Below are 25,784 nucleotides of genomic sequence, written 5' to 3'. Positions count from 1 at the left end.
CTACGTTTGAAACCCTTCTTACTTCTGCTCTTGAGCTGGAGGTACGTCAGTCGCTGGAGTAGCCGACCTTTGCTCTTGAAGCACCGGGACATCATCAGAAGCCGGTTGTTGTTGCTTAGGCACTTCCAACACTGCTGGATCTGGCAAACCTGCTTGAGTCAGCTGATGAGCCTTCTCTTTAGCAAAGTAACCTAACCCCAAGCTGGTTATGAAGAAACCGGCGGCAAGTATAGCAGTAAACTTACTAAGAAAGGTAGAGGAACCTTGGCTTCCGAACACAGTATTTGAAGCACCTGCTCCGAAAGACGCGCCAGCGTCCGCACCCTTACCCTGCTGCAGCAAAACCAGAGCAACTACGCCCAATGCACCCAGCAGATGAAAAACGACTACGACTGTTTCCAGCATTTTCTCAGTTTCCCGCGGCGCGACAGATCGCACCGAACTCATCTGCATTCAGGGAAGCTCCACCAATGAGCCCCCCATCGATATCCGGCATGCCGAACAGTTCGGCCGCATTGGCCGCCTTCACGCTGCCGCCGTATAGAAGCCGCACACCTCGTGCGACTTCAGAATTCTCTGCCGCCAACTGCTCGCGAATGGCTTTATGCACATCCTGAGCCTGTTGCGGAGTTGCAGTCAGTCCGGTACCAATGGCCCAGACAGGCTCGTAAGCAATGACTGCCTTGGCAAAGGCACCGACACCCAGCTCCTCGATGATGCTGCCCAGCTGACGCCCGACAACCTCAAGAGTTTTACCGGCTTCACGTTGCTCGAGGGTTTCCCCTACACACAACACCGGAATCAAGCTGCATGCCTGTGCCGCTGCGAACTTGCGATTCAGCATCCCGTCGCGCTCGCCCATTATCTGGCGGCGTTCGGAGTGCCCGACAAGCACCAGGGAACAACCTGCATCCACCAACTGACTGGGAGCAATCTCACCGGTCAGTGCACCTTGCATGGCTTCCACCGCAGAATTCTGCGCGCCGACCGAAATCGACTTGCCTTTCAAGCCATCAATCACTTGATTGATATGCAAGCAAGGCGGGAATACCGCAACATCAACACCGCTTGGCAAGGCCAGATGACGAAGGCCGTTGATCAGCTCAGCGACGCTGGCGCGGGTACCGTGCATCTTCCAGTTACCAGCTACCATAGGGCGACGCATGCTGTACCTCGTCGGTCAAAGTGGGCGCAGATGTTACCCAAGAGAATGAAGGCTGGCAAGCCGAATCAGGCAGAAACTTCAGTTACCAGTTTTGCCAGTTCTTCGGCATAGCCGCGAACCTGAGTTTCGTCCTCGCCTTCGACCATTACGCGCACCAAAGGCTCTGTTCCCGACTTGCGCAAAAGCACTCGACCACGACCGGCCATTGCCTGGGTTACACGCGCACTCGCTTCTTTGACAGCAGGGTGCTCCAGCGGGCTTTCGCCACCACCGAAACGCACGTTGATCAGCACCTGAGGACACTTGCGCAGCGCCTGACGGGTTTGCGCCAGACCTTCATTACGGCTCTTCAACGCCATCAGTACCTGCAAGGCGGCAATGATCGCATCACCGGTCGTGGTGTGATTGAAGCAGACAACATGCCCCGAATTCTCGCCACCCACCAGCCAGTTGCGCTCCAGCAGCTCGGCGATTACATAGCGGTCACCGACATTGGCCCGGATAAACGGGATGGACAGATCGGCAAGCGCCAGCTCAAGACCCAGATTACTCATCAAGGTACCAACCACGCCGCCCTGCAACTTGCCGCGCTCATGCAGGTCACGTGCGATGATGAACAGCAAATCGTCGCCATCGACAATGGCGCCGGTGTGATCGACCATCAGAACGCGATCACCATCACCATCGAATGCGATGCCCAGATCCGCGTGCTCAGCCAGCACCGCAGCCTGCAACGGCCCCATGTGGGTCGAGCCGCAGTTATCGTTGATGTTCAGACCGTTAGGCTGCGCCGACAGCACGGTCACTTCTGCGCCCAACTCGCGGAACACGCTTGGCGCAACCTTATAGGTCGCGCCGTGTGCGCAATCGATGACAATCTTCAGACCGGAAAAACTGGTGCCGGTTGGCACACTGCTTTTGCAGAATTCGATGTAACGACCGGACGCATCGTTGATTCGCGACACTTTACCGATCTTGCTCGACTCAACCACTGTCATCGGCGCGTCGAGCAACTCTTCGATCATCAACTCCAACTCATCCGGCAGCTTGGTGCCTTTGCCGGAGAAGAACTTGATGCCGTTGTCGTCGTGCGGATTGTGCGATGCACTGATCACGATCCCGGCCTCAGCCTGGAATGTGCGCGACAGATAGGCAATCGCCGGGGTCGGCATCGGACCGAGCAACATCACATCGGCGCCTGCCGATGTCAGGCCGGCCTCGAGAGCCGATTCGAACATGTATCCGGAAATACGCGTGTCCTTGCCGACCAGCACCTTGCAGGCGCCCATCTTGCGGAACGCCATGCCGGCGGCCCAGCCGAGCTTGAGCATGAAGTCAGGAGTGATCGGGTACACACCGACCCGGCCACGAATGCCGTCGGTACCAAAGTATTTTTTGCTCATAAACGCTCCATCATTCTTATTCGGCTGATTCTACGGCCGTGATCATCCGCACCACATCTACCGTTTCCGCCACATCATGGACGCGCAATATACACGCACCTTTTACCGATGCCAGCGCAGCAAGGGCCAGACCGCCATGAAGACGCTCGCCCACGGGACGATTCAAGGCCTGCCCGATCATGCTCTTTCGCGAAACACCCACAAGCAACGGCCTGCCCAACGCATGCAGGGCTTCCATGTGTTTGAACAAGCTTAGATTGTGCTGCAGGGTTTTGGCGAAACCGAAACCGGGATCGAGAATGATGCGCTCGGCAGGGATGCCGGCCGCCGCACACTGCGCCATGCGCTCGGCGAGAAACTCACCCACTTCGCGAGTCACATCCTGATACTGCGGGTTGTCCTGCATGTTTCCAGGCTCGCCGAGCATGTGCATCAGACACACCGGCAAACCGGTCGCCGCCGCTGCGTCCAGGGCACCATCGCGCTGCAGCGAACGGACATCATTGATCAGGCCAGCGCCGAGTCGCGCAGTTTCGCGCATGACCGCTGGCGTCGAGGTATCGACCGAAATGATCACGTCGAGCTCGCGATTGATCAGCTCGACGATCGGCGCCACGCGCTCAAGCTCTTCCAGCGGTGACACCGCTCTTGCACCTGGGCGCGTGGATTCGCCACCGACATCGATCAGCGTCGCGCCGGCAGCCACCATGGCTTCAGCGTGACGCAATGCAGCGTCCAGCTGGCTGTATTGGCCGCCATCGGAAAAGGAATCGGGGGTGACATTGAGAATGCCCATGACATGTGTCCGGGCCAAATCAAGAACCCGGTTGCCGCAAGGCAACCGGGTCAGGGACTGTACAGAAGTCATTTCAAGCCTTAAACGTCAGCAGCCGGACCGCCAATCGGTGTTTCCGGACGCTCGTCACGGACTACTGGTGGTGGCGGAGTACCCGTGCCACCTGTCCAGTCGCGCGGCTCGCGAGGTGTACGCCCCGCCATGATGTCATCGATCTGCTCAGCGTCGATCGTTTCGTACTTCATCAGCGCATCGGCCATCGCATCGAGCTTGTCGCGATTGTCGGTCAGGATCTGCTTGGCGGTGCCGTAGCAGTGATCGATGATGCTGCGCACTTCGGAGTCGATCAACTTGGCAGTCTCACCCGAGAAGCTCGCTGCCTGACCACCGCCGCCGCGACCGAGGAACACTTCACCTTCCTCTTCTGCATACATCAACGGACCGAGTTTTTCCGACAGCCCCCACTTGGTCACCATGTTCCGTGCGATCTGGCTGGCACGCATGATGTCGTTGGAGGCACCTGTGGTGACGCCGTCGAAGCCAAGGGTCATTTCTTCAGCGATACGACCACCATACAGTGAGCAGATCTGACTGATCAGCGCACGCTTGGACAGGCTGTAGCGATCTTCTTCCGGAAGGAACATGGTCACACCCAGCGCGCGACCGCGCGGAATGATCGAGACCTTGTAAACCGGATCATGCTCAGGCACTACTCGACCCACAATGGCATGGCCGGCTTCGTGATAAGCGGTGTTCTGTTTTTCTTTCTCGGACATGACCATCGATTTGCGCTCGGCGCCCATCATGATCTTGTCTTTGGCCAGTTCGAACTCTTTCATCTCGACGATGCGCTTGCCGCTGCGTGCAGCAAAAAGCGAGGCTTCGTTGACCAGGTTGGCCAGGTCGGCACCGGAGAAGCCCGGGGTACCACGCGCGATCACCGCCGGCGCAACGTCGTCGCCCATTGGCACCTTGCGCATGTGGACCTTGAGAATCTGCTCGCGACCACGGATGTCTGGCAAGCCAACCACCACCTGACGGTCGAAACGGCCCGGACGCAGCAGTGCCGGATCGAGTACGTCTGGACGGTTGGTTGCAGCGATGACAATGATGCCATCGTTCATTTCGAAGCCATCCATCTCCACCAGCAACTGGTTGAGAGTCTGCTCACGCTCGTCGTGACCGCCGCCCATGCCGGCGCCACGGTGACGACCGACGGCGTCGATTTCGTCGATGAAGATGATGCACGGCGCGTGCTTCTTCGCCTGCTCGAACATGTCACGAACACGACTGGCACCGACACCGACAAACATTTCTACGAAGTCAGAACCGGAAATGGTGAAGAACGGCACCTTGGCTTCACCGGCAATCGCCTTGGCCAGCAAGGTTTTACCGGTACCCGGAGGACCGACCATCAGCACACCGCGAGGAATGCGACCGCCCAGACGCTGGAATTTGCCCGGATCACGCAGGAACTCGACCAGTTCACCGACTTCTTCCTTGGCTTCGTCGCAACCGGCGACGTCAGCCAGTGTGGTTTTCACCTGATCTTCGGAGAGCAGGCGCGCCTTGCTCTTGCCGAAGCTCATCGGCCCGCCCTTGCCACCGGCGCCGCCCTGCATCTGGCGCATGAAGAACATGAACACCGCGATGATCACCAGGATCGGGAAGCTGGCCACCAGCAGTTGCGTCCAGATGCTTTGCTGCTCGGGCTGCTTGCCTTCAACCACGACATGGTTGTCGACCAGATCGCCGATCAGGCCATTGTCCTGGATTGCCGGACGAATGGTCTTGAAGCTGTCGCCATCGGTGCGCTTGCCGGTAATCACATAACCATCAACGGCGACGCGCTCGACCTTGCCATCCTTGACCTGCTGGATGAAGTCGGAATAGTTGAGGGTCTGCGGCTCGTTAGGGCTGGAGAAGTTGTTCATCACCGTCACCAGGACAGCCGCGATGATCAACCACAGGATCAGATTCTTTGCCATATCGTTCAATTAACTACCCTCTGAAGCAAGCTCCGCTACTGGCGCGCGCTTCGCATGATATTCACCGGCTTAACTTACTACATTACCTACAACTCTGGCAGGCGCCGTCTGTAACCCTTTGTGAAACACTTTCTACACAATATTCGTTTATGCACGCGGGGCAAAATATGAAAAAGCTATCGCCCCGCTGAAAAACCACATTATTCGCCGTTGCCACGGTAGCCCCAGGCCAGCATATATTGCTCGCGGGAGCTGCCACGCGAAGAATCCGGCTTGATCATCTGGATCTTGTCGAATTTGCGACGGGCATCCTTCAAATAAACATCAAACCCTTCGCCCTGAAAAATCTTGATGACGAAATTGCCACCCGGCTTGAGTATCCGTTCCGCCAGGTCCAGTGCCAGTTCGCACAGGAACATGGCCTTGGGCATATCCACTTCAGGCGTACCACTCATATTGGGGGCCATATCGGAAATCACAAGGTCCACTTGCGAATTACCGACAGCCTCAAGGATTCGACCAAGTACTGAGTCCTCGGTGAAGTCCCCATGAATGAAGGTGACGTCTGGAATGCTGTCCATTTCCAGGATGTCCGAGGCGATCAAACGTCCCTGACCACCGATCAGTCGACTGGTGACCTGCGACCAGCCACCGGGCGCCGCGCCCAGATCGACAACGCTCATGCCCGGACGGATCAGTTTGTATTTTTCCTGGATTTCCAGAAGCTTGTAACTTGCACGCGAGCGGTAGCCATCCTTCTGCGCCTGCTTCACATAGGGATCGTTGACATGTCTTTTCAGCCAACCAAGGCTTGTCTTGGAACGCGCCATTGGGCACCTCGATGATAAGGGTCGTGATTAGTTGGGCGGATCCACGAACCCTCGGGTAAAATGGCCGCCATTTTACAGAATCCAGACGAAAGGGTCAGATTATGCCGCTCACTCCAGAGCAGAAGAAACAGTACAAATCCATTGGCCACCATCTGAAACCAGTTCTGACTGTGGCTGACAACGGTCTGACTGAAGGTGTGCTAGCCGAACTCGAACGCGCCCTGGCGGATCACGAGCTGATCAAGATCAAGCTCAACATCCTCGATCGCGAGTCGCGCCTGGCGCACATTGCAGAACTGTGCAAGGTCGGCAAAGCGGACCTGGTACAGGTCATCGGCAAGATGGCACTGGTGTATCGCAAGAACTTCAGCGTCAACAAGCAGCTGTCGAACGTTCATCGCTTCAAGTGATGACAAGGGTCAAGGGTGTGCTTCGCGCACCCTGCCACTCCAGCCCGGCACCGGCTGCATGACCAGCACCAGCCCGGAAAACCCCAGCACCAGATAACTGAACACCTGCCAGCGCTGCGCATCCGGCCAGCCGACACGCACGGCGACATACATCGCACACGCGTACAACGCCATCATCAGCACCTGCCCGCGAAAATCCCGCCATAGACTGCCATGGCCCTCGGCCTGTACCAGCACCAAAGCCTGAAAAATCACGCAGACTGCAGCGAAACCCACGACCAGGACTTCAAACGCACTGGCGACTTCGTCGATCAGCAGCGGCGCCAGGCCAATCTGGCCCAAGGCCGGCTGCAAACCGAGATGGATCAGCCATAGCCCGCCAACCCAAAGCATCTGGGCCAGCTGCCAAAGCATGGCGCCCGCATGCAGCGGACGCCTTCTTTCAGATGTGACGAACTTCGACAATCTCGTACTCGATCACGCCGCTTGGCGTTTTGACGGCGACTACGTCACCCTCTCCCTTGCCAATCAAGGCACGGGCCAACGGCGAGCCGACCGAAATCTTGCCGAGTTTGAAGTCAGCTTCATCCTCACCCACGATCTGGTAAGTGACGCTTTCATCCGTCTCGACATTGGCGATTTCAACGGTCGTGCCGAAAATCACCTTGCCCGTGTGCGGGATGGTCGTGACATCGATGACGACCTGATTCTGAATCCGGCCTTCGATGTCACGGATCCGCGCCTCGACCATGCCCTGCTGTTCGCGCGCGGCATGGTATTCAGCGTTTTCCTTCAAGTCACCCAACTCGCGGGCCGTACCGATGTCCTGGCTGAGCTTCGGACGGACGACCTTGGTCAGGTGAGCGTGTTCTTCTTCCAGGGCGCGAGCGCCCTGAACAGTCATTGGGTACTTGGTTATGCTCATGCCTTCAATCCTGCGTGTAGATCCTGCAAGCGACGCACGGTCTTTTCCGGACCGAATTTCAGCGCTTCGCAGATCGCTTCGCCCGCAGCAATGGTGGTGGTGCAGTAGATCTTGTGCTGCAGGGCATTGCGACGAATGGAGTACGAATCGGCGATCGACTGACGACCCTCGGTGGTGTTGATGATCAGCGTGACTTCGTCATTCTTGATCATGTCGACCACGTGCGGACGACCCTCGGTCACCTTGTTTACGCGGCGCACTTTCAGGCCTGCGGCTTCGATCAGCTTGGCAGTGCCGGCAGTGGCAACCACTTCGAAACCCAAGTTGATCAGATCACGGGCCACGCCTGCAACCAGTGGCTTGTCGTCGTCACGTACGCTGATGAACGCAGTACCGCCGGTGGGCAGCACTTCGCTGGCGCCCATCTGAGCCTTGGCGAACGCTTCACCGAAGGTGTCGCCGACGCCCATCACTTCACCGGTCGACTTCATCTCTGGGCCGAGGATCGGGTCAACGCCAGGGAATTTGGCGAACGGGAATACCGCCTCTTTCACGCTGTAGAAGTTTGGAATGATTTCCTTGGTGAAGCCGATCTCTTTCAGAGTCTTACCGGCCATCACGCGCGCAGCGATCATCGCCAGGGAAACACCGATGCACTTGGACACGAACGGCACGGTACGCGAAGCGCGCGGGTTGACTTCGATGACGTAGATATCTTCGCCCTGCAAGGCCAGCTGCACGTTCATCAGGCCGACAACGCCCAGTTCCAAGGCCATTTTCTTGACCTGTTCGCGCATTTCGTCCTGGATGTGCGCCGGCAGCGAGTACGGCGGCAGCGAGCACGCGGAGTCACCGGAGTGAACGCCCGCCTGTTCGATGTGCTGCATGATCGCGCCGATCACCACGTCTTTGCCGTCGCAGACCGCATCCACATCCATTTCGATGGCGCAGTTGAGGAAGTGGTCGAGCAGCACCGGGCTGTCGTTGGACACTTGCACCGCGTCACGCAGATAACGCTTGAGTTCGTCTTCCTTGTAGACGATCTCCATCGCACGGCCGCCCAGTACGTAGGACGGACGCACGACCAGCGGATAACCGATTTTCGCGGCAGCACGGACAGCTTCGTCTTCGCTGCGCACGGTGGCGTTCGGCGGCTGACGCAGGTTCAGACGCTCAACCATTTGCTGGAAGCGCTCGCGGTCTTCGGCACGGTCAATGGCGTCAGGGCTGGTGCCGATGATCGGCACGCCAGCGGCTTCCAGCGCGCGAGCCAGTTTCAACGGGGTCTGGCCGCCGTACTGGACGATCACGCCTTTCGGCTTCTCGACGCGGCAGATTTCCAGCACGTCTTCCAGGGTCACTGGTTCGAAGTACAGACGGTCGGAGGTGTCGTAGTCGGTGGAAACGGTTTCCGGGTTGCAGTTGACCATGATGGTTTCGTAGCCGTCTTCACGCAGGGCGAGAGCGGCGTGAACGCAGCAATAGTCGAACTCGATGCCCTGGCCGATACGGTTCGGACCGCCACCCAGGATCATGATCTTGTCGCGGCCCGACGGCGCGGCTTCGCACTCTTCCTCGTACGTCGAGTACAGGTAAGCAGTGTCAGTGGCGAACTCGGCGGCGCAGGTATCAACGCGCTTGTAGACCGGGAACACTTCGAGCTTCTGACGGTGCGTGCGCAGGTTTTTCTCGGTCACACCCAGCAGTTTGGCCAGACGCTGATCGGAAAAGCCCTTGCGCTTGAGCTTGAACATCAGGTCGCGGTCGATCGAAGACAGACCGAGGGTCTTGACCTTCTCTTCGTCCTTGATCAGGTCTTCGATCTGCACCAGGAACCATGGGTCGATCATGTTCATGCCGAAGATATCTTCGACCGACAGACCGGCGCGGAACGCGTCAGCTACGTACCAGATACGCTCGGCGCCCGGCACGGTCAGCTCGCGCTTGAGCACGCTCATGCTTTCCGGGTTGCTCAGGTCGAGCTTCTCGTCCAGACCGCAAACGCCGACTTCCAGACCGCGCAGGGCTTTCTGCAGGGATTCCTGGAAAGTCCGGCCGATGGCCATGACTTCACCCACCGACTTCATCTGAGTGGTCAGGCGTGCGTCAGCCTTGGCGAATTTCTCAAAGGCGAAGCGTGGCAGCTTGGTCACGACGTAGTCGATCGACGGCTCGAAGGACGCTGGGGTCTTGCCGCCGGTGATGTCGTTCGACAGTTCGTCGAGGGTGTAACCCACGGCCAGTTTGGCCGCGACTTTGGCGATCGGGAAACCGGTGGCTTTCGAAGCCAGCGCCGAGGAACGCGATACCCGCGGGTTCATTTCGATCACGACCATACGGCCAGTGTTCGGGCAGATACCGAACTGCACGTTGGAACCGCCAGTCTCGACGCCGATCTCGCGCAGTACCGCCAGCGAGGCGTTACGCAGGATCTGGTATTCCTTGTCGGTCAGGGTCTGTGCAGGCGCCACGGTGATCGAGTCACCGGTGTGCACGCCCATCGGGTCGAAGTTTTCGATCGAGCAGACGATGATGCAGTTGTCCTTTTTATCGCGGACAACTTCCATTTCATATTCTTTCCAGCCGATCAGCGATTCGTCGATCAGCAGCTCTTTGGTCGGCGACAGGTCCAGACCACGGGCGCAGATTTCTTCGAACTCTTCACGGTTGTAAGCGATACCGCCACCGGTGCCGCCCATGGTGAACGACGGACGGATGATGCACGGGAAGCCCAGCGTCTCGAGGACGGCGTTGGCTTCTTCCATACTGTGCGCGATGCCGGAGCGCGGGCACGCCAGGCCGATGGATTTCATCGCCTTGTCGAAACGCGAACGGTCTTCAGCCTTGTCGATGGTGTCGGCGTTGGCGCCGATCATTTCAACGCCGAACTTCTCCAGAACGCCTTCGCGTTCCAGGTCCAGTGCGCAGTTCAGAGCGGTCTGGCCGCCCATGGTTGGCAGGACGGCGTCCGGACGTTCTTTCTCGATGATCTTGGCAACGGTCTGCCACTTGATCGGCTCGATATAGGTGGCGTCGGCCATGTCCGGGTCGGTCATGATGGTCGCCGGGTTGGAGTTCACCAGGATGACGCGGTAACCCTCTTCGCGCAGGGCTTTGCAGGCCTGGGCGCCGGAGTAGTCGAATTCGCAGGCCTGGCCGATAACGATCGGGCCAGCGCCGAGAATCAGGATGCTTTTAATGTCTGTACGTTTTGGCATGGGTTGTCACTCAAATCCGCAGGTCAGTCGGCAAGCCGTCTTGATCGATTTCTGAAGTCCCGAAGGGGCCACCGGTGCCGGGGCCGCCCTCGAAGACTTCTCTCTACAGTCTCAAGGCGAACGCTTAGCGTCGCTTGGCCATCTCGTTGATGAAGCGGTCGAACAGTGGCGCGACGTCGTTCGGGCCCGGGCTCGCTTCAGGGTGGCCCTGGAAGCTGAACGCGCTCTTGTCGGTGCGCTCGATGCCTTGCAGGGTGCCGTCGAACAGCGATTTGTGGATCGCGCGAACGTTGCCCGGCAGGGTGGCTTCGTCGACCGCAAAACCGTGGTTCTGGCTGGTGATCATCACAACGCCGGTGTCCAGATCCTGCACCGGGTGGTTGGCACCGTGGTGGCCGTGGCCCATCTTCACGGTCTTGGCGCCGGAGGCCAGAGCCAGCAGCTGGTGACCGAGGCAGATACCGAAGACCGGAATTTCGGTTTCCAGCACGTCCTTGATCGCCTGGATCGCGTAGTCGCATGGCTCCGGATCACCCGGGCCGTTGGACAGGAACACGCCGTCCGGCTTCAGCGCCAGGACATCGGCAGCCGGGGTCTGGGCAGGCACCACGGTGACGCGGCAGCCACGCTCGACCAGCATGCGCAGGATGTTGACCTTGACGCCGTAGTCAAAGGCCACCACGTGATACGGCAGCTCGGAAGCGTCGATGGTCGCGTGGCTGTCGGTCTTCAGATCCCAGACCGTCGAGCGCCATTCGTATTGGGTCTTGGTGCTGACGACCTTTGCCAGGTCCATGCCCTTCAGGCCCGGGAAGCCTTGCGCAGCGGCGATGGCGGCTTCTTCGGAGATGTTGTCACCGGCCATGATGCAGCCGTTCTGCGCGCCCTTTTCACGCAGGATGCGGGTCAGACGACGGGTGTCGATACCGGCGATCGCCACGACATTGTTGGCTTTCAGGTAATCGGACAGCGACATCGTGTTACGCCAGTTGCTCGCTACCAACGGCAGGTCACGGATGACCAGGCCAGCGGACCATACGCGGTCGGACTCGGCGTCTTCCGGCGTGGTGCCGGTGTTGCCGATGTGCGGGTAAGTCAGGGTAACGATCTGTTGGGCGTAGGAAGGATCGGTAAGGATTTCCTGATAGCCGGTCATTGCGGTGTTGAACACCACCTCACCAACGGTCTGACCGTCGGTTCCAATGGCTTCGCCGCGAAAAATGCTGCCATCAGCAAGGGCAAGTATGGCTGGCTTAGTCAAGAAGACCTCCCGTAAATAACGCATGAAAGGGCGATCGCAGGTTGTAAAAAAGCGGAGTGACGTATGGACACGTCACCCCGCTTCTTCACTGAATTATTCTGCGCGCTTTTAGTGGACACACTAAAGCTGTAGCTTACAGAAAAAGGCTTTTTTGGTCCACCGCTAAAGAGCCCTAAAGGCCGGAGAATGCGACAGGTCGTCGCCAAGCGGAGAAAAACCGGTGCAAACAGGGCGTTTGCACCGGGTTCAGCACTGCATCAACGCAGCTCGAGCACGTCCTGCATGTCGTAAAGGCCCGGCTCACGACCATCCAGCCACAGCGCAGCACGCACCGCACCCTTGGCGAAAGTCATGCGGCTCGAGGCCTTGTGCGTGATCTCCAGACGCTCGCCCTCGCAGGCGAACAGCACGGTGTGATCCCCCACCACATCACCACCGCGCACAGTGGCGAAACCGATGGTTTCACGCTCACGGGCGCCGGTGTGACCTTCGCGACCGTAGACCGCAACTTTCTGCAGATCACGATCCAGCGCGCTGGCGATCACTTCACCCATGCGCAGCGCGGTGCCCGACGGCGCGTCGATCTTGTGCCGGTGATGCGCTTCGATGATTTCGATGTCCGCTTCATCGCCCAGGACACGTGCTGCCATGTCGAGCAGCTTCAACGACAGATTGACGCCGACACTGAAGTTGGCCGCGAAGACGATCGGAATGTCCTTGCCCGCCTCGACCAGCAACTGCTTCTGCGCTGCATCCAGCCCGGTGGTGCCGATGACCATGGCTTTGCCGGCCTTGCGGCAGAATGCCAGATTTTTCAGCATCACTTCCGGCAGCGTGAAGTCGATCAGCACGTCGAACTCTTCCGCAACGGCCTCAATATGCCCGGACAGCGGCACACCGATGCGCCCCAGCGAAGCCAGCTCACCGGCGTCGACACCGATCAGCGTACTGCCGGGACGCACCACCGCGGCCGTCAGACCGGTCAGCGGCGCGCGCTGCTGCACGGCTTCGACCAGAATCTTGCCCATGCGCCCAGCAGCGCCCATCACAGCTATACGTCGCATGCCGACTCCTTACAGATCGCCGAAGAAACGCTTCACACCGTCGAACCAACCGGTGGTTTTCGGCGAGTGGCTGTTGTCGTCGGCCAGCGAGCTGCGGAACTCTTCCAGCAGTTCACGCTGACGACGATTGAGGTTGACTGGCGTCTCGACCGCTACGCGGCACATCAAGTCGCCTGCACCACCGCCACGGACCGGCGCCACACCTTTGCCACGCACACGGAACTGCTTGCCGGTCTGGGTGCCTTCAGGGATTTTCAGTTTGACCCGACCGTCGAGGGTCGGAATCTCCAGCTCGCCGCCCAGCGCTGCATCGACGAAGCTGATCGGCACTTCGCAAAACAGATGCTTGCCGTCGCGCTGGAAGATGTCGTGTTCGCGGACATTGATGACCACGTACAGATCGCCCGTCGGGCCACCCTGCGTCCCCGCCTCGCCTTCGCCGGACAGACGAATGCGATCGCCGGTGTCGACGCCGGCCGGCACTTTGACCGACAGGGTTTTGTACTCTTCAACGCGACCGTCACCGTGGCACGAATCACACGGGTCGGAAATGATCTTGCCCTGGCCATGGCAGCGCGGACAGGTTTGCTGCACCGAGAAGAAGCCTTGCTGCATGCGCACCTGACCGATACCGCCACAGGTCGGGCAGGTCGACGGCGACGAGCCTTTCTTCGCCCCCGAGCCATCGCACGGCTTGCAGTTGACCAGCGTCGGCACACGGATATTCACCGAGGTACCGCGCACCGCCTCTTCCAGATTCAGCTCCAGGGTGTAGCGCAAGTCGCTGCCACGCTGAGCGCCGCCACGGGAACCGCCGCGACCGCCACCGAAAAAGTCGCTGAAGACGTCGCCGAAAATATCGGAGAAGTTCTGCCCGCCGAAACCGGCACCGCCGCCACCCATGCCTGGGTCCACGCCGGCATGACCGTACTGGTCGTACGCCGCGCGCTTGCTGGCGTCGGACAACACTTCATAAGCCTCGTTGGCTTCCTTGAACGCCTCTTCCGAAGCCTTGTCGCCCGGATTACGGTCAGGGTGGTGCTTCATTGCCAGGCGGCGGTAGGCCTTCTTCAGGTCCGCTTCGCTCGTGCCTCGCTCGACACCCAATACTTCGTAATAGTCACGCTTTGCCATAAGTTCTTTGCACTCTTAAGGACGTTCGGCAAACCCCTCCTGAGCCTCGCCAAACTCGTTGAGCCCCCATGAAGGCCCGGACCCAACTCACGTCAATTCAACGATCCTGGTCTTGATTGGTGCGGTATCTGCGGCGCGAAAAGCAGGAGCATTTTCGTCCATACCGCCAACATCCGAGCGTTGTCGCATGCTGTAAAAATTCGCGTATTCCAGATACGCCAACGCGGGAGCAAGCTCCCGCGCGGCGACATCCTACCAGTCACCGCCGCAAGGCAGTCAACCGGACGACCAACAACTTACTTGTGGTCTTTTACTTCTTCGAACTCTGCATCGACAACATCATCAGCCTTCTCGGCCGACTCGCCTTGCGGGGCTGCGCCATCAGCTGGCTGAGCCTGTTCGGCGTACATCTTCTGCGCAACCGGAGCGGAGACTTTCGACAGTTCTTCAACCTTGGCTTCGATGGCAGCCTTGTCGTCGCCTTTAACAGCGGCTTCGAGGGCAACCACGGCAGCTTCGATGGCAGTCTTCTCTTCGGCAGTCACTTTGTCACCGGCGTCAGCGACCATCTTGCGAGTCGAGTGAACCAGTGCGTCGCCCTGGTTACGGGCAGCGGCCAGCTCTTCGAACTTGCGGTCTTCCTCGGCATTCGCCTCGGCGTCACGCACCATGCGCTCGATTTCTTCGTCGGACAGACCGGAGTTGGCCTTGATCACGATCGACTGAGTCTTGCCGGTGGCCTTGTCTTTCGCACCTACGTGCAGGATGCCGTTGGCATCGATGTCGAAGGTCACTTCGATCTGCGGCACGCCACGTGGAGCAGGTGGAATGTCGGCCAGGTCGAACTTGCCCAGCGACTTGTTCTGTGCGGCTTGTTTACGCTCACCCTGCAGAACGTGAATGGTCACAGCGCCCTGGTTGTCGTCGGCAGTCGAGAACACTTGCGATTTCTTGGTAGGAATCGTGGTGTTTTTCTCGATCAGCGCGGTCATCACGCCACCCATGGTTTCGATACCCAGGGTCAGCGGGCTGACGTCGAGCAGCAGAACGTCTTTAACATCACCGGCCAGAACCGCGCCCTGGATTGCGGCACCCATTGCGACAGCTTCGTCCGGGTTGACGTCTTTACGAGCTTCTTTACCGAAGAAATCGGTTACCAGCTTCTGCACCAGCGGCATACGGGTCTGACCACCGACCAGAATCACGTCGTTGATCGCGCCAACGTCGATACCGGCGTCTTTCATGGCGATACGGCAAGGTTCGATGGTGCGCTGAACCAGGTCTTCAACCAGTGCTTCGAGCTTGGCACGCGAAATCTTCACGTTCAGGTGCTTAGGACCGGTGGCGTCTGCAGTGATGTACGGCAGGTTGACATCGGTCGACTGAGCGGACGACAGCTCGATCTTGGCTTTCTCAGCGGCTTCTTTCAGGCGCTGCATGGCCAGCGGGTCACCCTTGAGGTTCATGCCGCTTTCTTTCTTGAACTCGTCAACGAGGTAGTCGATCAGACGAATGTCGAAGTCTTCACCGCCCAGGAACGTGTCGCCGTTGGTGGCCAACACTTCGAACTGATGCTCGCCATCAACTTCAGCGATCTCGATCACGGAAACGTCGAAAGTACCGCCACCCAGGTCATAAACGATCACGGTGTGATCGCCCTTGGCCTTGTCCATACCGTAAGCCAGAGCAGCTGCGGTTGGTTCGTTGATGATACGTTTTACGTCCAGACCCGCGATGCGGCCGGCGTCTTTGGTCGCCTGACGCTGACTGTCGTTGAAGTAGGCCGGAACGGTGATCACCGCTTCGGTCACTGCTTCGCCGAGGTAGTCTTCGGCGGTCTTCTTCATCTTTTTCAGGATTTCAGCCGAGATCTGTGGCGGAGCCATTTTCTGGCCGTTCACTTCAACCCAGGCGTCATTGTTGTCAGCCTTGACGATCTTGTAAGGGACCATCTGGATGTCTTTCTGCACAACTTCTTCGTCGAAACGACGACCGATCAGACGCTTGACTGCGTACAGGGTGTTGTGCGGGTTGGTCACAGCCTGACGCTTGGCCGACTGACCTACCAGGATTTCGCCATCGTTGGCGTACGCAATGATCGACGGCGTGGTACGCGCGCCTTCAGCGTTTTCGATAACTTTAGCCTTGCCGTTTTCCAGCACGGAGACGCAGGAGTTGGTAGTCCCCAGGTCGATACCGATAATTTTGCCCATGTTCACTCTCCCGAAACTTTGATTTTTTTGCCGCAGCAGTGGTGGCTGACTGCGGTAATACTTAAACGCTTGACTTCTAAATGGGGGCCTTGCGGCTAATTTCAAGCCTGCTCGTCAATAGAAGGCGAAACTGGCGCAGGCGCCTTGCTGACCACAACCATGGCCGGGCGCAACAGGCGACCGTTGAGCTGGTAGCCTTTCTGGAACACTTTCAGCACGCTGTTCGGTTCGACGTCAGCGCTTTCCTGCATGGCCATCGCCTGATGCTGAACGGCGTTGAACGGTTCGCCATGCGGGTCGATCGCTTCCAGCTGATAACGCTTGAGGGTGTCGTGAAACATTTTCAGCGTCAGCTCAATACCTTCGCGCATCGGGCGGATGCTTTCGTCGTCCGGGCTCGACAGCTCAAGGCCGCGCTCCAGACTGTCAACGATAGGCAGCAGGTCGCCGGCGAATTTTTCCAGGGCAAACTTGTGCGCCTTCTCGACGTCCTGTTCGGCACGGCGACGGACGTTCTGCAGATCGGCAGCTACACGCAGAGACTGATCCTGCGCGGCGGCCAATTGCTCTTCGAGCACTTGTACACGGGTCGCCAGGTCGTCACCCGAACCTTCGGGCGCCTGATTGGCTTCTGGGTTTTGCGTATCTACTGTCTGTTCGTCAGCCATAGAATTCTCCTTTCAATTACGTCCGCGAGCCTGACTCGCGCTTCTGTCCCGATATATGGGGCCGCAAAATCAGGCTTCAAGGGCTGGATTCGATTGTCCCTACAAAAAAGTGCTGATTAGTCATTCTCTAATGCGCTAATAAAGTTATTCGACCAAGCGAATCGAGCTAAGCAGGGGCATTGTCAGGTCCAGACAAAACACTGTATAAATAACCAGACCTCAAGCCTGGGAGCGGCCTCTATGCTGGTGCACCTGTCCGTACACAACTACGCCATCGTTGAACATCTCGATCTCGAACTTGATCGCGGGATGAGCGTGATCACAGGGGAAACAGGCGCCGGCAAGTCGATCATGCTCGACGCGCTGGGCCTGACTCTCGGCGATCGCGCCGACAGCGGCGTAGTACGCCCGGGCGCCGACAAGGCCGATATCCTGGCAACCTTCGATCTGGCCGACATCCCGGAAGCCAGCGCCTGGCTGGCCGAGCGCGATCTGGACATCGACGGCCCGTGCATTCTGCGCCGGGTCATCACCTCCGAAGGTCGCTCGCGCGGCTATATCAATGGCACGCCCTGCCCGCTTGGCGACCTCAAGTCGCTTGGCGAACTGCTGATCGATATCCACAGCCAGCATGAACACCAGTCGCTGCTGAAAACCGATACCCACCGTCGCTTGCTGGATGAGTACGCCGGCGCCACCGATCTGGCCCGTCAGGTGCAGCTTGCCGCCCAGCGCTGGCGCCAGACTCGTCAGGAACTGGAGCGTCTGTCCAACTCCGGCGACGAACAACGCGCCCGGCATCAGCTGCTCAGCTATCAACTCGAAGAGCTGGAAAACCTCGGCCTCGGCGAGAACGAACTGGAGCAACTGGAGCAGGAACACAAGAACCTGACCAATGCCGAAACCTTGCTGGGCATCTGTCGCCAGGTGGTCGAACAATGCAGCGAAAGCGATTCCGGGAATGTGCTGAATGCGCTGACCGCCAGCCTCAACCGCCTGTCGAGCGTGAACCATTCCGCCGGCGCGCTGGGCGAAGCCAGCAGCCTGCTGACCAGTGCACAGATCCAGGTCGAAGAAGCTGTCGGCGAGCTCAACCGCTTTCTCGATAACTTCGATGCCGACCCGGCGCGCCTGCAATATCTGGAAGAACGTCTCGACGCCATCTACACGCTGGCGCGCAAGCACCGCATCCAGCCCACCGAAGTCGGAGAAATGCAGCAGAAACTGCTGGATGAAATCGAAACACTGAATGCCAATGACGAATCCATCGAGCGCCTGGGTGAGGAGCTGGCATCGTATGCCCGTCATTATCAGGAGAAAGCACGCGAGCTGAGCGGCCTTCGCCATCAGGCCGCCGGCAGTCTCGCCAGCGCGGTGGAACAGGAAATCCAGCGCCTGGGCATGCCCGGCGGTCGCTTCACTATCGAATTGAAAGCCAACAGTGGCGACGAGCTGCAACCCAACGGGCTGGAGCAGGTTGAATTGCTGGTCAGCGCCAACCCTGGCCAACCGCTGAAAGCCTTGGCAAAAGTCGCCTCTGGCGGCGAGTTGTCACGAATCAGTCTGGCGATTCAGGTGATCACAGCGCAGACGTCACGCGTGCCGACGCTGGTATTCGACGAAGTGGACGTCGGTATTGGCGGGCCAACGGCGGAAATTGTTGGCCAATTGTTGCGGCGTCTCGGCGATCGCGGTCAGGTATTGACCGTGACTCACTTGCCGCAGGTAGCCGCACAGGGGCATCAGCATCTTTTTGCGCACAAGGTTCGCGATGAAAAAGCCACTCACACCGCTGTCGCGAAGCTGAGCAAGAACGAACGTATCGAAGAAGTCGCGCGCATGCTCGGCGGCATCGATCTGACCAAGGAATCCTTGGCCCATGCGAAAAAAATGGTAGTGACGGCCAAGGCCTGACCGACAGCAGAAAGCACGAAGGCGACCCTTGGGTCGCCTTCGTTCGTTTCGCGAACGTAAAATTCGCGCGACATGCTTACTTTTTCTTGCGTACGTACAACACCAGGTTGTGATCAACCATTTCGAAGCCATGCTTCTCGACGATCGACTTCTGAAGTTTTTCGATTTCTTCGTCGAAGAATTCGATCACTTCACCCGATTCCACGTTGACCATATGGTCGTGGTGACCACCATCAGCCAGTTCGAAGACCGCGTGGCCGCCGTCGAAGTTGTGGCGGACCACGAGGCCGGCCGCTTCGAACTGGGTCAGGACACGGTAAACCGTGGCCAGACCGACGTCCTCGCCAGCTTCCATCAACGCCTTGTAGACGTCCTCGGCACTCATGTGACGCTGCTCGGTGGAGTCGAGCATTTGCAGGATCTTGACCCGTGGCAGGGTCACTTTGAGGCCGGCTTTGCGTAGTTCGCTATTTTCAACCATGGTCAGCTTTCTCGCGATGCTGCTTCGCAGCTTCTCTTAATGCGGGTATGATCGGCGTTTACGTTGTCCCAGCCAAGATAGTGGAAGTCGCCCACCGATGCAAAACACCAAGCTCTTGCTAACCAGTTTCACCTTTGTGGGACTGCTCGCACTCGCCGGTTGTTCATTCCCCGGGGTTTACAAAATCGACATCCAGCAGGGCAATGTCGTCACGCAGGACATGATAGACCAGTTACGCCCGGGAATGACCCGGCCGCAAGTACGGTTTATCATGGGCAACCCTCTGCTTGCCGACACGTTCCATGCCGATCGCTGGGATTATCTGTACAGCCTGCAACCGGGTGGCGGTGAACGCCAGCAGGAACGAATCAGCGTTATCTTCAATTCCAACGACCAGCTTGTCAGCCTGTCCGGTGACTTCATGCCGGGTGTGAGCCGTGACGAAGCCATTCTCGGCAAGGACAGTGGCACCACCGTCACCGCGCCTGCTGAAAACGCCGAGAAGCCAGAAGCTGAAAAACCAGCCAAGCCAGGCTCCTTGCTGGATCAGATCCAGAAAGATGTCGATGGCGTAGAAACCGTTCCGGTGCCAACGCCAGAACCGCTGGACACCTCGCCGCAATAATTTTGCGAGGCAATAAAAAACCCGGACATTCCGGGTTTTTTATTGCCTGCGTTTTGTTCGCCTCAAAGATTTCGGGCCTTGGCCTCTGCCGCTTTGGCTGCCCGCAAACGTCGCACTTCCTTGGGATCGGCAAGCAGCGGCCGGTAGATCTCAATGCGATCACCCGCCTGAATCACACGCGTGTCCGCGACCGTGTTACCGAAGATACCCAACGGGCACTCATCCAGCTTGAGCTCAGGAAAATCGGCGGCGATTCCCGATACCTGCACCGCCGCACGAACCGTCATGCCCTCCGGCACATTGACCGAACGCAGCACCTGGCGATCAACCGCGGCATACACCACTTCAATCTCAAGCACCGGGCTGACCATGCATCTGTTTGGCGCGCTGGCAGAACGCGTCCACCAGCGTGTTGGCAGCCTGATTGAACAGCGGCCCCAACGTAGCGCGCACCAGCGGCCCGGCATAATCGAACGAAAGGTCGAGGCTGATCTTGCAGGCTTTCTCGTTCAACGCCTTGAACACCCAGACGCCGTGCAACTGATTGAACGGGCCTTCTTCCAGGTTCATCTCGATCGACTGCCCCGGCACAAGGGTATTGCGCGTCACGAAATGCTGGCTGAGGCCGCCCTTGGCTACGCCGACGCTGGCGCGCATATGGTCTGGCGAGCTTTGCAGCACCTCGGCAGCCGAACACCACGGCAGGAATTCCGGATACCGCGCCACATCATTGACCAGGTCGTAGAGAAACTGCGCCGGGTAAGGCAGCAGCGCGGATCGTTGAATATGTGTCGTCATGTAAGCGTTACTTCCAGAGCTGAGCGGCAAATACTACAAGAATGCCGATAGGCGCCACGTAGCGCATCAAGAACAGGGACAGGGCAAACAGTGCCGGGTTGCGGATCGACAACTCGTCGCGCACCGCCTCACGCCCCATCACCCATCCGGCGAACAATACGAAACACAAGCCACCGACGGGCAACATGATCCGCGAGGTGAAGAAATCGATCACGCCGAAGAAGTCCAGACCGCTCTTCGCGCCCCATTGGTAGAGGCTGAACACTCCGCCTTCGTTCACGAAAAACTTGGCTTCCTTCCAGATATTGAAGGAAAACACCGTGCCCAGACCGACGAACCAGCAGGTAAAGGCCAGCCAGAACGTGACCCACGCGCGACTGATTTTCGTGCGCTCGACCAGGTAGGCGACCATCGGCTCAAGCAGCGAAATCGCCGAACTCCACGCCGCCACCGCGACCAGCACGAAAAATACCACGCCCATCAACTGGCCGAAAACCACGTTACCAAAAGCAAATGGCAGGCTGACAAACATCAGCCCCGGCCCTTCGCTCGGGTTCAGGCCGGCCGCGAACACAATCGGAAACAACGCCAGACCGGCGACCAGCGACACGAACGTATCGAGCAACGCGACACCCACCACGGTACGCGACAACGACGTGTTCTTCGGCATGTAGGCGCCGTAGATCATGATCGAGCCGACACCGACGCTCAGCGAGAAGAACGCGTGCCCCATTGCCGGCAGCAAGCCATCCAGAACTTTTTCCGGATGGAAGTCGAACATGAAATGCACGCCTTCCATGAAATGCCCGGTGGTCATGCTGTAGCCCAGCAGCACCAGAATCATCACGAACAACAGCGGCATCATGATCCGAAGGCTGCGCTCCAGGCCGGCAACCACGCCTCTGGCAATAACGAACGCCGACAGCAGCATGAAAATCGTGTGCCAAAGTGTCAGCCGCCATGGATCGGCGATGACGTTGCCGAAATACGCGCCGACCTGATCGGGTGTCGCACCCTGGAAGTCGCCGCGGCCCATGTCGACGATGTAGTCCAGCGACCAGCCGCCGACCACACTATAGAAAGACAGGATCAGCAACGCCGTGATCATCCCGGCGAAGGCGCCCCACGACCACTTGGGCGAGTGCCCGGCTTCCAGCGCCAGCACCTTTAAAGCGTTCGCCGGACTTTGCCGGGCGCGCCGGCCGATCAGGGTTTCAGCGAGCATCACCGGAACGCCGATCAGCGCGATGCAGGCCAGAAACATCAGCACAAAGGCGCCGCCGCCGTAGACCCCGACCATGTAGGGGAACTTCCAGATACTACCCAGTCCCACGGCCGAACCGGTCGCGGCGAGTATGAATACCCAGCGGCTAGCCCAACTGCCGTGGACAGAAACCTTGTCTGTCGACATCGTTTATCACGCCCAAGCGTTAGAAAAAGAGGCCGCATTGTCCGGGATTCACTCAACCTGCTCAAGCACGCAGCATCACCGTAGCCGACAGCCGAACAACTCCATATAATGCCGCCCCTATGGCTAAACAGAAGAAACACCCAACAGGGACCATCGCGCAAAATAAAAAGGCGCGACACGATTACTTCATCGAGCACAAGTTCGAGGCTGGTCTGGTCCTGGCCGGCTGGGAAGTAAAAAGTCTGCGGGCGAGCAAGCTACAGCTGGTCGACAGCTACGTGCTGCTCAAGGATGGCGAAGCGTGGTTGCTCGGCAGCCACATCACGCCGCTGATGACCGCAAGCACCCACGTCATCGCCGACCCGGTGCGCACGCGCAAGCTGCTGCTCAACCGCCGCGAGCTGGACAAGCTCGCCGCGGCCGTGCAGCAAAAGGGTTACGCCTGCGTCTGCCTGTCCTGGTACTGGAGCAAGCACATGGTCAAGTGCGAGATTGCTCTGGGCAAGGGCAAGAAGGAATACGACAAGCGTGACACCGAGCGCGAACGCGATGCCGGTCGCGAATTGCAGCGCGCGGTGCGCAACAAGGGCAAGGAAGACTAATTTTCCACCCTGATCGTTCCCACGCTCTGCGTGGGAATGCAGCAATGGACGCTCTGCGTCCGCATTGTGACGCGGAGCGTCACGGGATGCACTCCCACGCAGAGCGTGGGAACGATCGTTTGCAGAACTAACTAACTACATCCCCTTGCGCCGCTCCGCCCGCGCCATCCGCTGAACCTCCTGCCGAACCTCTTCCAGCACTTCCTGCACATACAGAATGTGGCGGCTGGACACTTCCCGCGCCTGCTCCGCACGGCCTTCGATAATCGCCAGATACAATTCCCGATGCTGCGTGATCAGCATGTCGCGGGTCTCCGTGCGCTGCTTGTACATGCCGCCGATGTTGGTCACGACGTTGCGCTTGAGCAGATCGAACAGCCCGCGAATGGTGTGCAGCAACACCGCGTTATGGCTGGCCTCGGCAATTGCCAGATGGAATTTCGCATCGGCCGCGCCCTCCTCCGCCCGACTCACTTCTTCGTGGCGCGAATAGCAGTCCTGTAGCTCTTCGAACGCGGCGGTCAGGCGCTCGCGATCCACATCGGTGGCGCGCAATGCAGCGTAATAGGCACACGATGCTTCCAGAGTGTGGCGAAACTCCAACAGATCCCGCTGCGCCTCGGGGTTGCTTTCGAGCAGTTGCAACAGCGGATCGCTGAACGTCGACCCCAGGCTTTCGACCACATAATTGCCGCCGCCCTGACGGCTGACCAGCAAGCCCTTGGCCGCGAGTTTCTGGATCGCCTCGCGCAGCGACGGACGTGATACGCCAAATTGCTCGGCCAGCGTGCGCTCCGCCGGCAGTCGCTCACCGGACTTCAGCGTGCCCTCGAGAATCATCCCCTCGAGCCGCTCGACAATGTCGTCAGACAAACGGCGCGAACGTATCTGATCAAACCCCATAACTCATTTCTCCACGATCCCGGCCGCTCGCCGGGCTCTCTATTCTGGCCTATCGGCGCCCTGCCGGCACCTGGCAGACGCCACCTGCCGAAAGCGGAGCAGATGCGATCTGCACCGCATGTTCGACAAAAGTTTTAGGGCGGCAAATTGACACACCGATATCAAGGCTTTTACCCTAGCCAACAGCGATTGTAAATTGGTCTTACCAATTATCCAAGAACGCTGACAGTGCCTGACCAACAACAATTAGGGGCCACCCCACTATGCAAACCTGGCAACAGATCTACAGCCCGCTCGGCAGTCTCGGCGTCTCCGCACTCGCGGCCGTCATTCCCATCGTGTTCTTCTTTCTCGCTCTGGCGGTGTTTCGCCTCAAGGGCCATGTCGCGGGCAGCATCACGCTGGCGCTGTCGATTGCCGTGGCGATCTTCGCCTTCCAGATGCCGATCGATATGGCGTTCGCCGCGGCCGGGTACGGCTTCGCCTACGGTCTGTGGCCGATTGCGTGGATCATTGTCGCGGCGGTGTTCCTCTACAAATTGACGGTCAAAAGCGGCCAGTTCGAAGTCATCCGCAGTTCGGTGCTGTCGATCACTGACGACCAGCGCCTGCAAGTGCTGCTGATCGGTTTCTGCTTCGGCGCTTTCCTCGAAGGCGCGGCCGGTTTCGGCGCACCCGTGGCGATCACCGCTGCGTTGTTGGTGGGCCTGGGTTTCAATCCCTTGTACGCCGCCGGCCTGTGCCTGATTGCCAACACTGCACCGGTTGCCTTTGGTGCGCTGGGGATTCCGATCATCGTCGCCGGTCAAGTCACCGGCATCGACGCCTTCAAGATCGGCGCCATGACTGGTCGCCAACTGCCGCTGCTGTCGCTGTTCGTGCCGTTCTGGCTGGTGTTCATGATGGACGGCCTGCGCGGCGTGCGCGAAACCTGGCCGGCTGCGCTGGTCGCAGGTCTGAGCTTCGCCGTGACGCAGTACTTCACGTCGAACTTCATCGGCCCGGAACTGCCGGATATCACGTCGGCGCTGGCCAGCCTGATTTCCCTGACCCTGTTCCTGAAAATCTGGCAGCCAAAACGCGCCGCCGGTCAGCATATCGTCGGTGCCGTTGCCGCTTCGGTGGTGAGCGCCAGCGTCGGCGGTTTCGGCCAGAAGCGCACTACCGTGGCGTCGCCTTACAGCCTCGGGGAAATTTTCAAGGCGTGGTCGCCGTTCCTGATTCTCACCGTGTTGGTGACGATCTGGACGCTGAAGCCTTTCAAGGCGATGTTCGCCGCAGGCGGCTCGATGTACAGCTGGGTGTTCAACTTCGCGATTCCGCACCTTGATCAACTGGTGATCAAGACTGCGCCAATCGTGGCCAATCCAACGGCCATTCCAGCAGTATTCAAACTCGACCCAATTTCCGCGACCGGCACGGCAATTTTCTTCTCTGCACTGATTTCGATGCTGGTGCTGAAGATCAATTTCAAAACTGGCCTGACCACTTTGAAGGAAACCTTCTACGAGCTGCGCTGGCCGATTCTGTCCATCGGCATGGTGCTGGCGTTCGCCTTCGTCACCAATTACTCAGGCATGTCGTCGACCATGGCCCTGGTACTGGCCGGCACCGGCGCGGCGTTCCCGTTCTTCTCGCCGTTCCTTGGCTGGCTGGGCGTGTTCCTTACCGGTTCCGATACCTCGTCGAACGCGCTGTTCAGTTCGCTGCAAGCAACCACCGCGCACCAGATCGGCGTCAACGACACCTTGCTGGTGGCCGCCAATACCAGCGGCGGCGTGACCGGCAAAATGATCTCGCCGCAATCCATCGCCGTGGCCTGCGCCGCGACCGGGCTGGTGGGCAAGGAATCGGATCTGTTCCGCTTCACCCTCAAGCACAGCCTATTCTTTGCAACGATCGTCGGTTTGATCACCTTGGCTCAGGCCTACTGGTTCACCGGCATGCTGGTGCATTAAGCCTACAAGCAACACAG

24 protein-coding genes are annotated in these 25,784 nt (G+C 58.9%); 5 read left to right on the top strand and 19 right to left on the bottom strand.

The features are described 5' to 3' along the window. Positions 1-18: 18 nt before the first annotated feature. The 6 genes from secG to rlmE form a co-directional block, all read right to left on the bottom strand. On the bottom strand, positions 19-405 hold the full coding sequence (gene secG / locus ACYYKW_RS05735) for a preprotein translocase subunit SecG (protein WP_093104776.1): 387 nt from the start codon (positions 403-405) through the stop codon (positions 19-21). A gap of 4 nt (positions 406-409) precedes the next feature. Next, positions 410-1,165 carry a triose-phosphate isomerase gene (gene tpiA, locus ACYYKW_RS05730; RefSeq protein WP_464989636.1) on the bottom strand — a complete coding sequence of 252 codons (756 nt, stop codon included), beginning with the start codon at positions 1,163-1,165 and terminating at the stop codon, positions 410-412. 65 nt (positions 1,166-1,230) lie between these two features. Continuing rightward, positions 1,231-2,568: a phosphoglucosamine mutase gene (gene glmM / locus ACYYKW_RS05725; RefSeq protein ID WP_464989635.1), complete on the bottom strand. Its 1,338-nt coding sequence runs from the start codon at positions 2,566-2,568 to the stop codon at positions 1,231-1,233. Between the two features lie 16 nt (positions 2,569-2,584). Beyond that, complete coding sequence (gene folP / locus ACYYKW_RS05720; protein ID WP_093104778.1) at positions 2,585-3,436, bottom strand: dihydropteroate synthase; 852 nt, start codon at positions 3,434-3,436, stop codon at positions 2,585-2,587. An 8-nt stretch (positions 3,437-3,444) separates the two neighbouring features. Continuing rightward, positions 3,445-5,352, bottom strand: coding sequence for an ATP-dependent zinc metalloprotease FtsH (gene ftsH / locus ACYYKW_RS05715; protein ID WP_090281707.1), 1,908 nt, complete (start codon positions 5,350-5,352; stop codon positions 3,445-3,447). A gap of 200 nt (positions 5,353-5,552) precedes the next feature. Beyond that, positions 5,553-6,182, bottom strand: coding sequence for a 23S rRNA (uridine(2552)-2'-O)-methyltransferase RlmE (gene rlmE, locus ACYYKW_RS05710; protein ID WP_090281706.1), 630 nt, complete (start codon positions 6,180-6,182; stop codon positions 5,553-5,555). 101 nt (positions 6,183-6,283) lie between these two features. On the opposite strand from rlmE, the gene ACYYKW_RS05705 reads away from it, so the two are divergent. Beyond that, positions 6,284-6,592, top strand: coding sequence for a YhbY family RNA-binding protein (locus ACYYKW_RS05705; RefSeq protein WP_003221534.1), 309 nt, complete (start codon positions 6,284-6,286; stop codon positions 6,590-6,592). 9 nt (positions 6,593-6,601) lie between these two features. Here ACYYKW_RS05705 and ACYYKW_RS05700 read toward each other — a convergent pair whose 3' ends face one another. The 8 genes from ACYYKW_RS05700 to grpE form a co-directional block, all read right to left on the bottom strand. After that, positions 6,602-7,006 carry an MFS transporter gene (locus ACYYKW_RS05700; RefSeq protein WP_093104781.1) on the bottom strand — a complete coding sequence of 135 codons (405 nt, stop codon included), beginning with the start codon at positions 7,004-7,006 and terminating at the stop codon, positions 6,602-6,604. Positions 7,007-7,034: 28 nt separating this feature from the next. Beyond that, positions 7,035-7,511, bottom strand: a complete 477-nt coding sequence (gene greA / locus ACYYKW_RS05695; RefSeq protein ID WP_464989649.1) for a transcription elongation factor GreA — start codon at positions 7,509-7,511, stop codon at positions 7,035-7,037. Positions 7,512-7,513: 2 nt separating this feature from the next. After that, positions 7,514-10,735, bottom strand: coding sequence for a carbamoyl-phosphate synthase large subunit (carB, locus tag ACYYKW_RS05690; RefSeq protein WP_039759558.1), 3,222 nt, complete (start codon positions 10,733-10,735; stop codon positions 7,514-7,516). Positions 10,736-10,859: 124 nt separating this feature from the next. After that, the gene (gene carA, locus ACYYKW_RS05685; RefSeq protein WP_464989634.1) at positions 10,860-11,996 is read right to left on the bottom strand and encodes a glutamine-hydrolyzing carbamoyl-phosphate synthase small subunit; all 1,137 of its coding nucleotides are present in this window, start codon (positions 11,994-11,996) and stop codon (positions 10,860-10,862) included. A 257-nt stretch (positions 11,997-12,253) separates the two neighbouring features. Next, complete coding sequence (gene dapB / locus ACYYKW_RS05680) at positions 12,254-13,060, bottom strand: 4-hydroxy-tetrahydrodipicolinate reductase (RefSeq protein WP_090281703.1); 807 nt, start codon at positions 13,058-13,060, stop codon at positions 12,254-12,256. Between the two features lie 9 nt (positions 13,061-13,069). Further along, entirely contained in the window at positions 13,070-14,194 is a 1,125-nt protein-coding gene (gene dnaJ, locus ACYYKW_RS05675; RefSeq protein WP_464989633.1) for a molecular chaperone DnaJ, read from the bottom strand. 296 nt (positions 14,195-14,490) lie between these two features. After that, a complete protein-coding gene (gene dnaK, locus ACYYKW_RS05670) occupies positions 14,491-16,407 on the bottom strand; it encodes a molecular chaperone DnaK (protein ID WP_039759567.1) in 1,917 nt (638 codons plus the stop codon). Between the two features lie 101 nt (positions 16,408-16,508). Then, positions 16,509-17,075, bottom strand: a complete 567-nt coding sequence (gene grpE / locus ACYYKW_RS05665; protein WP_464989632.1) for a nucleotide exchange factor GrpE — start codon at positions 17,073-17,075, stop codon at positions 16,509-16,511. Positions 17,076-17,315: 240 nt separating this feature from the next. Here grpE and recN point away from each other — a divergent pair, with 240 nt between their 5' ends. Further along, positions 17,316-18,989, top strand: a complete 1,674-nt coding sequence (gene recN, locus ACYYKW_RS05660) for a DNA repair protein RecN (protein ID WP_464989631.1) — start codon at positions 17,316-17,318, stop codon at positions 18,987-18,989. 76 nt (positions 18,990-19,065) lie between these two features. On the opposite strand, the gene fur is transcribed toward recN, so the two are convergent. After that, the gene (gene fur / locus ACYYKW_RS05655) at positions 19,066-19,470 is read right to left on the bottom strand and encodes a ferric iron uptake transcriptional regulator (protein ID WP_016771770.1); all 405 of its coding nucleotides are present in this window, start codon (positions 19,468-19,470) and stop codon (positions 19,066-19,068) included. Positions 19,471-19,567: 97 nt separating this feature from the next. Here fur and ACYYKW_RS05650 point away from each other — a divergent pair, with 97 nt between their 5' ends. Further along, the gene (locus ACYYKW_RS05650; RefSeq protein WP_090281698.1) at positions 19,568-20,095 is read left to right on the top strand and encodes an outer membrane protein assembly factor BamE; all 528 of its coding nucleotides are present in this window, start codon (positions 19,568-19,570) and stop codon (positions 20,093-20,095) included. A 62-nt stretch (positions 20,096-20,157) separates the two neighbouring features. Here ACYYKW_RS05650 and ACYYKW_RS05645 read toward each other — a convergent pair whose 3' ends face one another. The 3 genes from ACYYKW_RS05645 to ACYYKW_RS05635 are packed head-to-tail and all read right to left on the bottom strand — an operon-like array spanning position 20,158 to position 22,304. Continuing rightward, the gene (locus tag ACYYKW_RS05645; protein ID WP_203420693.1) at positions 20,158-20,466 is read right to left on the bottom strand and encodes an RnfH family protein; all 309 of its coding nucleotides are present in this window, start codon (positions 20,464-20,466) and stop codon (positions 20,158-20,160) included. Next, positions 20,447-20,893 (bottom strand): type II toxin-antitoxin system RatA family toxin, encoded by a 447-nt coding sequence (locus ACYYKW_RS05640; RefSeq protein WP_464989630.1) that lies wholly within the window; start codon positions 20,891-20,893, stop codon positions 20,447-20,449. The genes ACYYKW_RS05645 and ACYYKW_RS05640 overlap by 20 nt, the downstream gene beginning before the upstream one ends. Positions 20,894-20,900: 7 nt before the next feature. Then, complete coding sequence (locus tag ACYYKW_RS05635; protein ID WP_090281358.1) at positions 20,901-22,304, bottom strand: sodium-dependent transporter; 1,404 nt, start codon at positions 22,302-22,304, stop codon at positions 20,901-20,903. Positions 22,305-22,423: 119 nt separating this feature from the next. Here ACYYKW_RS05635 and smpB point away from each other — a divergent pair, with 119 nt between their 5' ends. Further along, positions 22,424-22,906 carry an SsrA-binding protein SmpB gene (gene smpB, locus ACYYKW_RS05630; RefSeq protein ID WP_007953781.1) on the top strand — a complete coding sequence of 161 codons (483 nt, stop codon included), beginning with the start codon at positions 22,424-22,426 and terminating at the stop codon, positions 22,904-22,906. Between the two features lie 135 nt (positions 22,907-23,041). Here the strand turns inward: smpB and ACYYKW_RS05625 are convergent, their stop codons facing one another. Next, positions 23,042-23,809 (bottom strand): FCD domain-containing protein, encoded by a 768-nt coding sequence (locus tag ACYYKW_RS05625; RefSeq protein ID WP_090281356.1) that lies wholly within the window; start codon positions 23,807-23,809, stop codon positions 23,042-23,044. A 263-nt stretch (positions 23,810-24,072) separates the two neighbouring features. On the opposite strand from ACYYKW_RS05625, the gene ACYYKW_RS05620 reads away from it, so the two are divergent. Beyond that, positions 24,073-25,767, top strand: a complete 1,695-nt coding sequence (locus ACYYKW_RS05620) for a lactate permease LctP family transporter (protein WP_464989629.1) — start codon at positions 24,073-24,075, stop codon at positions 25,765-25,767. Positions 25,768-25,784 lie beyond the last annotated feature (17 nt).

It is taken from the genome of Pseudomonas sp. 15C (genome assembly GCF_055484735.1).
This window is presented reverse-complemented; position numbering and strand designations above follow the sequence as displayed.

Excerpts from the sequence above, each read along its gene's own strand:
- secG (WP_093104776.1), bottom strand. The coding sequence starts at position 405 with ATGCTGGAAACAGTCGTAGTCGTTTTTCATCTGCTGGGTGCATTGGGC.
- tpiA (WP_464989636.1), bottom strand. The coding sequence starts at position 1,165 with ATGCGTCGCCCTATGGTAGCTGGTAACTGGAAGATGCACGGTACCCGC.
- glmM (WP_464989635.1), bottom strand. The coding sequence starts at position 2,568 with ATGAGCAAAAAATACTTTGGTACCGACGGCATTCGTGGCCGGGTCGGT.
- folP (WP_093104778.1), bottom strand. The coding sequence starts at position 3,436 with ATGACTTCTGTACAGTCCCTGACCCGGTTGCCTTGCGGCAACCGGGTT.
- ftsH (WP_090281707.1), bottom strand. The coding sequence starts at position 5,352 with ATGGCAAAGAATCTGATCCTGTGGTTGATCATCGCGGCTGTCCTGGTG.
- rlmE (WP_090281706.1), bottom strand. The coding sequence starts at position 6,182 with ATGGCGCGTTCCAAGACAAGCCTTGGTTGGCTGAAAAGACATGTCAAC.
- ACYYKW_RS05705 (WP_003221534.1), top strand. The coding sequence starts at position 6,284 with ATGCCGCTCACTCCAGAGCAGAAGAAACAGTACAAATCCATTGGCCAC.
- ACYYKW_RS05700 (WP_093104781.1), bottom strand. The coding sequence starts at position 7,006 with ATGCTTTGGCAGCTGGCCCAGATGCTTTGGGTTGGCGGGCTATGGCTG.
- carB (WP_039759558.1), bottom strand. The coding sequence starts at position 10,735 with ATGCCAAAACGTACAGACATTAAAAGCATCCTGATTCTCGGCGCTGGC.
- dapB (WP_090281703.1), bottom strand. The coding sequence starts at position 13,060 with ATGCGACGTATAGCTGTGATGGGCGCTGCTGGGCGCATGGGCAAGATT.
- dnaJ (WP_464989633.1), bottom strand. The coding sequence starts at position 14,194 with ATGGCAAAGCGTGACTATTACGAAGTATTGGGTGTCGAGCGAGGCACG.
- dnaK (WP_039759567.1), bottom strand. The coding sequence starts at position 16,407 with ATGGGCAAAATTATCGGTATCGACCTGGGGACTACCAACTCCTGCGTC.
- grpE (WP_464989632.1), bottom strand. The coding sequence starts at position 17,075 with ATGGCTGACGAACAGACAGTAGATACGCAAAACCCAGAAGCCAATCAG.
- recN (WP_464989631.1), top strand. The coding sequence starts at position 17,316 with ATGCTGGTGCACCTGTCCGTACACAACTACGCCATCGTTGAACATCTC.
- fur (WP_016771770.1), bottom strand. The coding sequence starts at position 19,470 with ATGGTTGAAAATAGCGAACTACGCAAAGCCGGCCTCAAAGTGACCCTG.
- ACYYKW_RS05650 (WP_090281698.1), top strand. The coding sequence starts at position 19,568 with ATGCAAAACACCAAGCTCTTGCTAACCAGTTTCACCTTTGTGGGACTG.
- ACYYKW_RS05645 (WP_203420693.1), bottom strand. The coding sequence starts at position 20,466 with ATGGTCAGCCCGGTGCTTGAGATTGAAGTGGTGTATGCCGCGGTTGAT.
- ACYYKW_RS05640 (WP_464989630.1), bottom strand. The coding sequence starts at position 20,893 with ATGACGACACATATTCAACGATCCGCGCTGCTGCCTTACCCGGCGCAG.
- ACYYKW_RS05635 (WP_090281358.1), bottom strand. The coding sequence starts at position 22,304 with ATGTCGACAGACAAGGTTTCTGTCCACGGCAGTTGGGCTAGCCGCTGG.
- smpB (WP_007953781.1), top strand. The coding sequence starts at position 22,424 with ATGGCTAAACAGAAGAAACACCCAACAGGGACCATCGCGCAAAATAAA.
- ACYYKW_RS05625 (WP_090281356.1), bottom strand. The coding sequence starts at position 23,809 with ATGGGGTTTGATCAGATACGTTCGCGCCGTTTGTCTGACGACATTGTC.
- ACYYKW_RS05620 (WP_464989629.1), top strand. The coding sequence starts at position 24,073 with ATGCAAACCTGGCAACAGATCTACAGCCCGCTCGGCAGTCTCGGCGTC.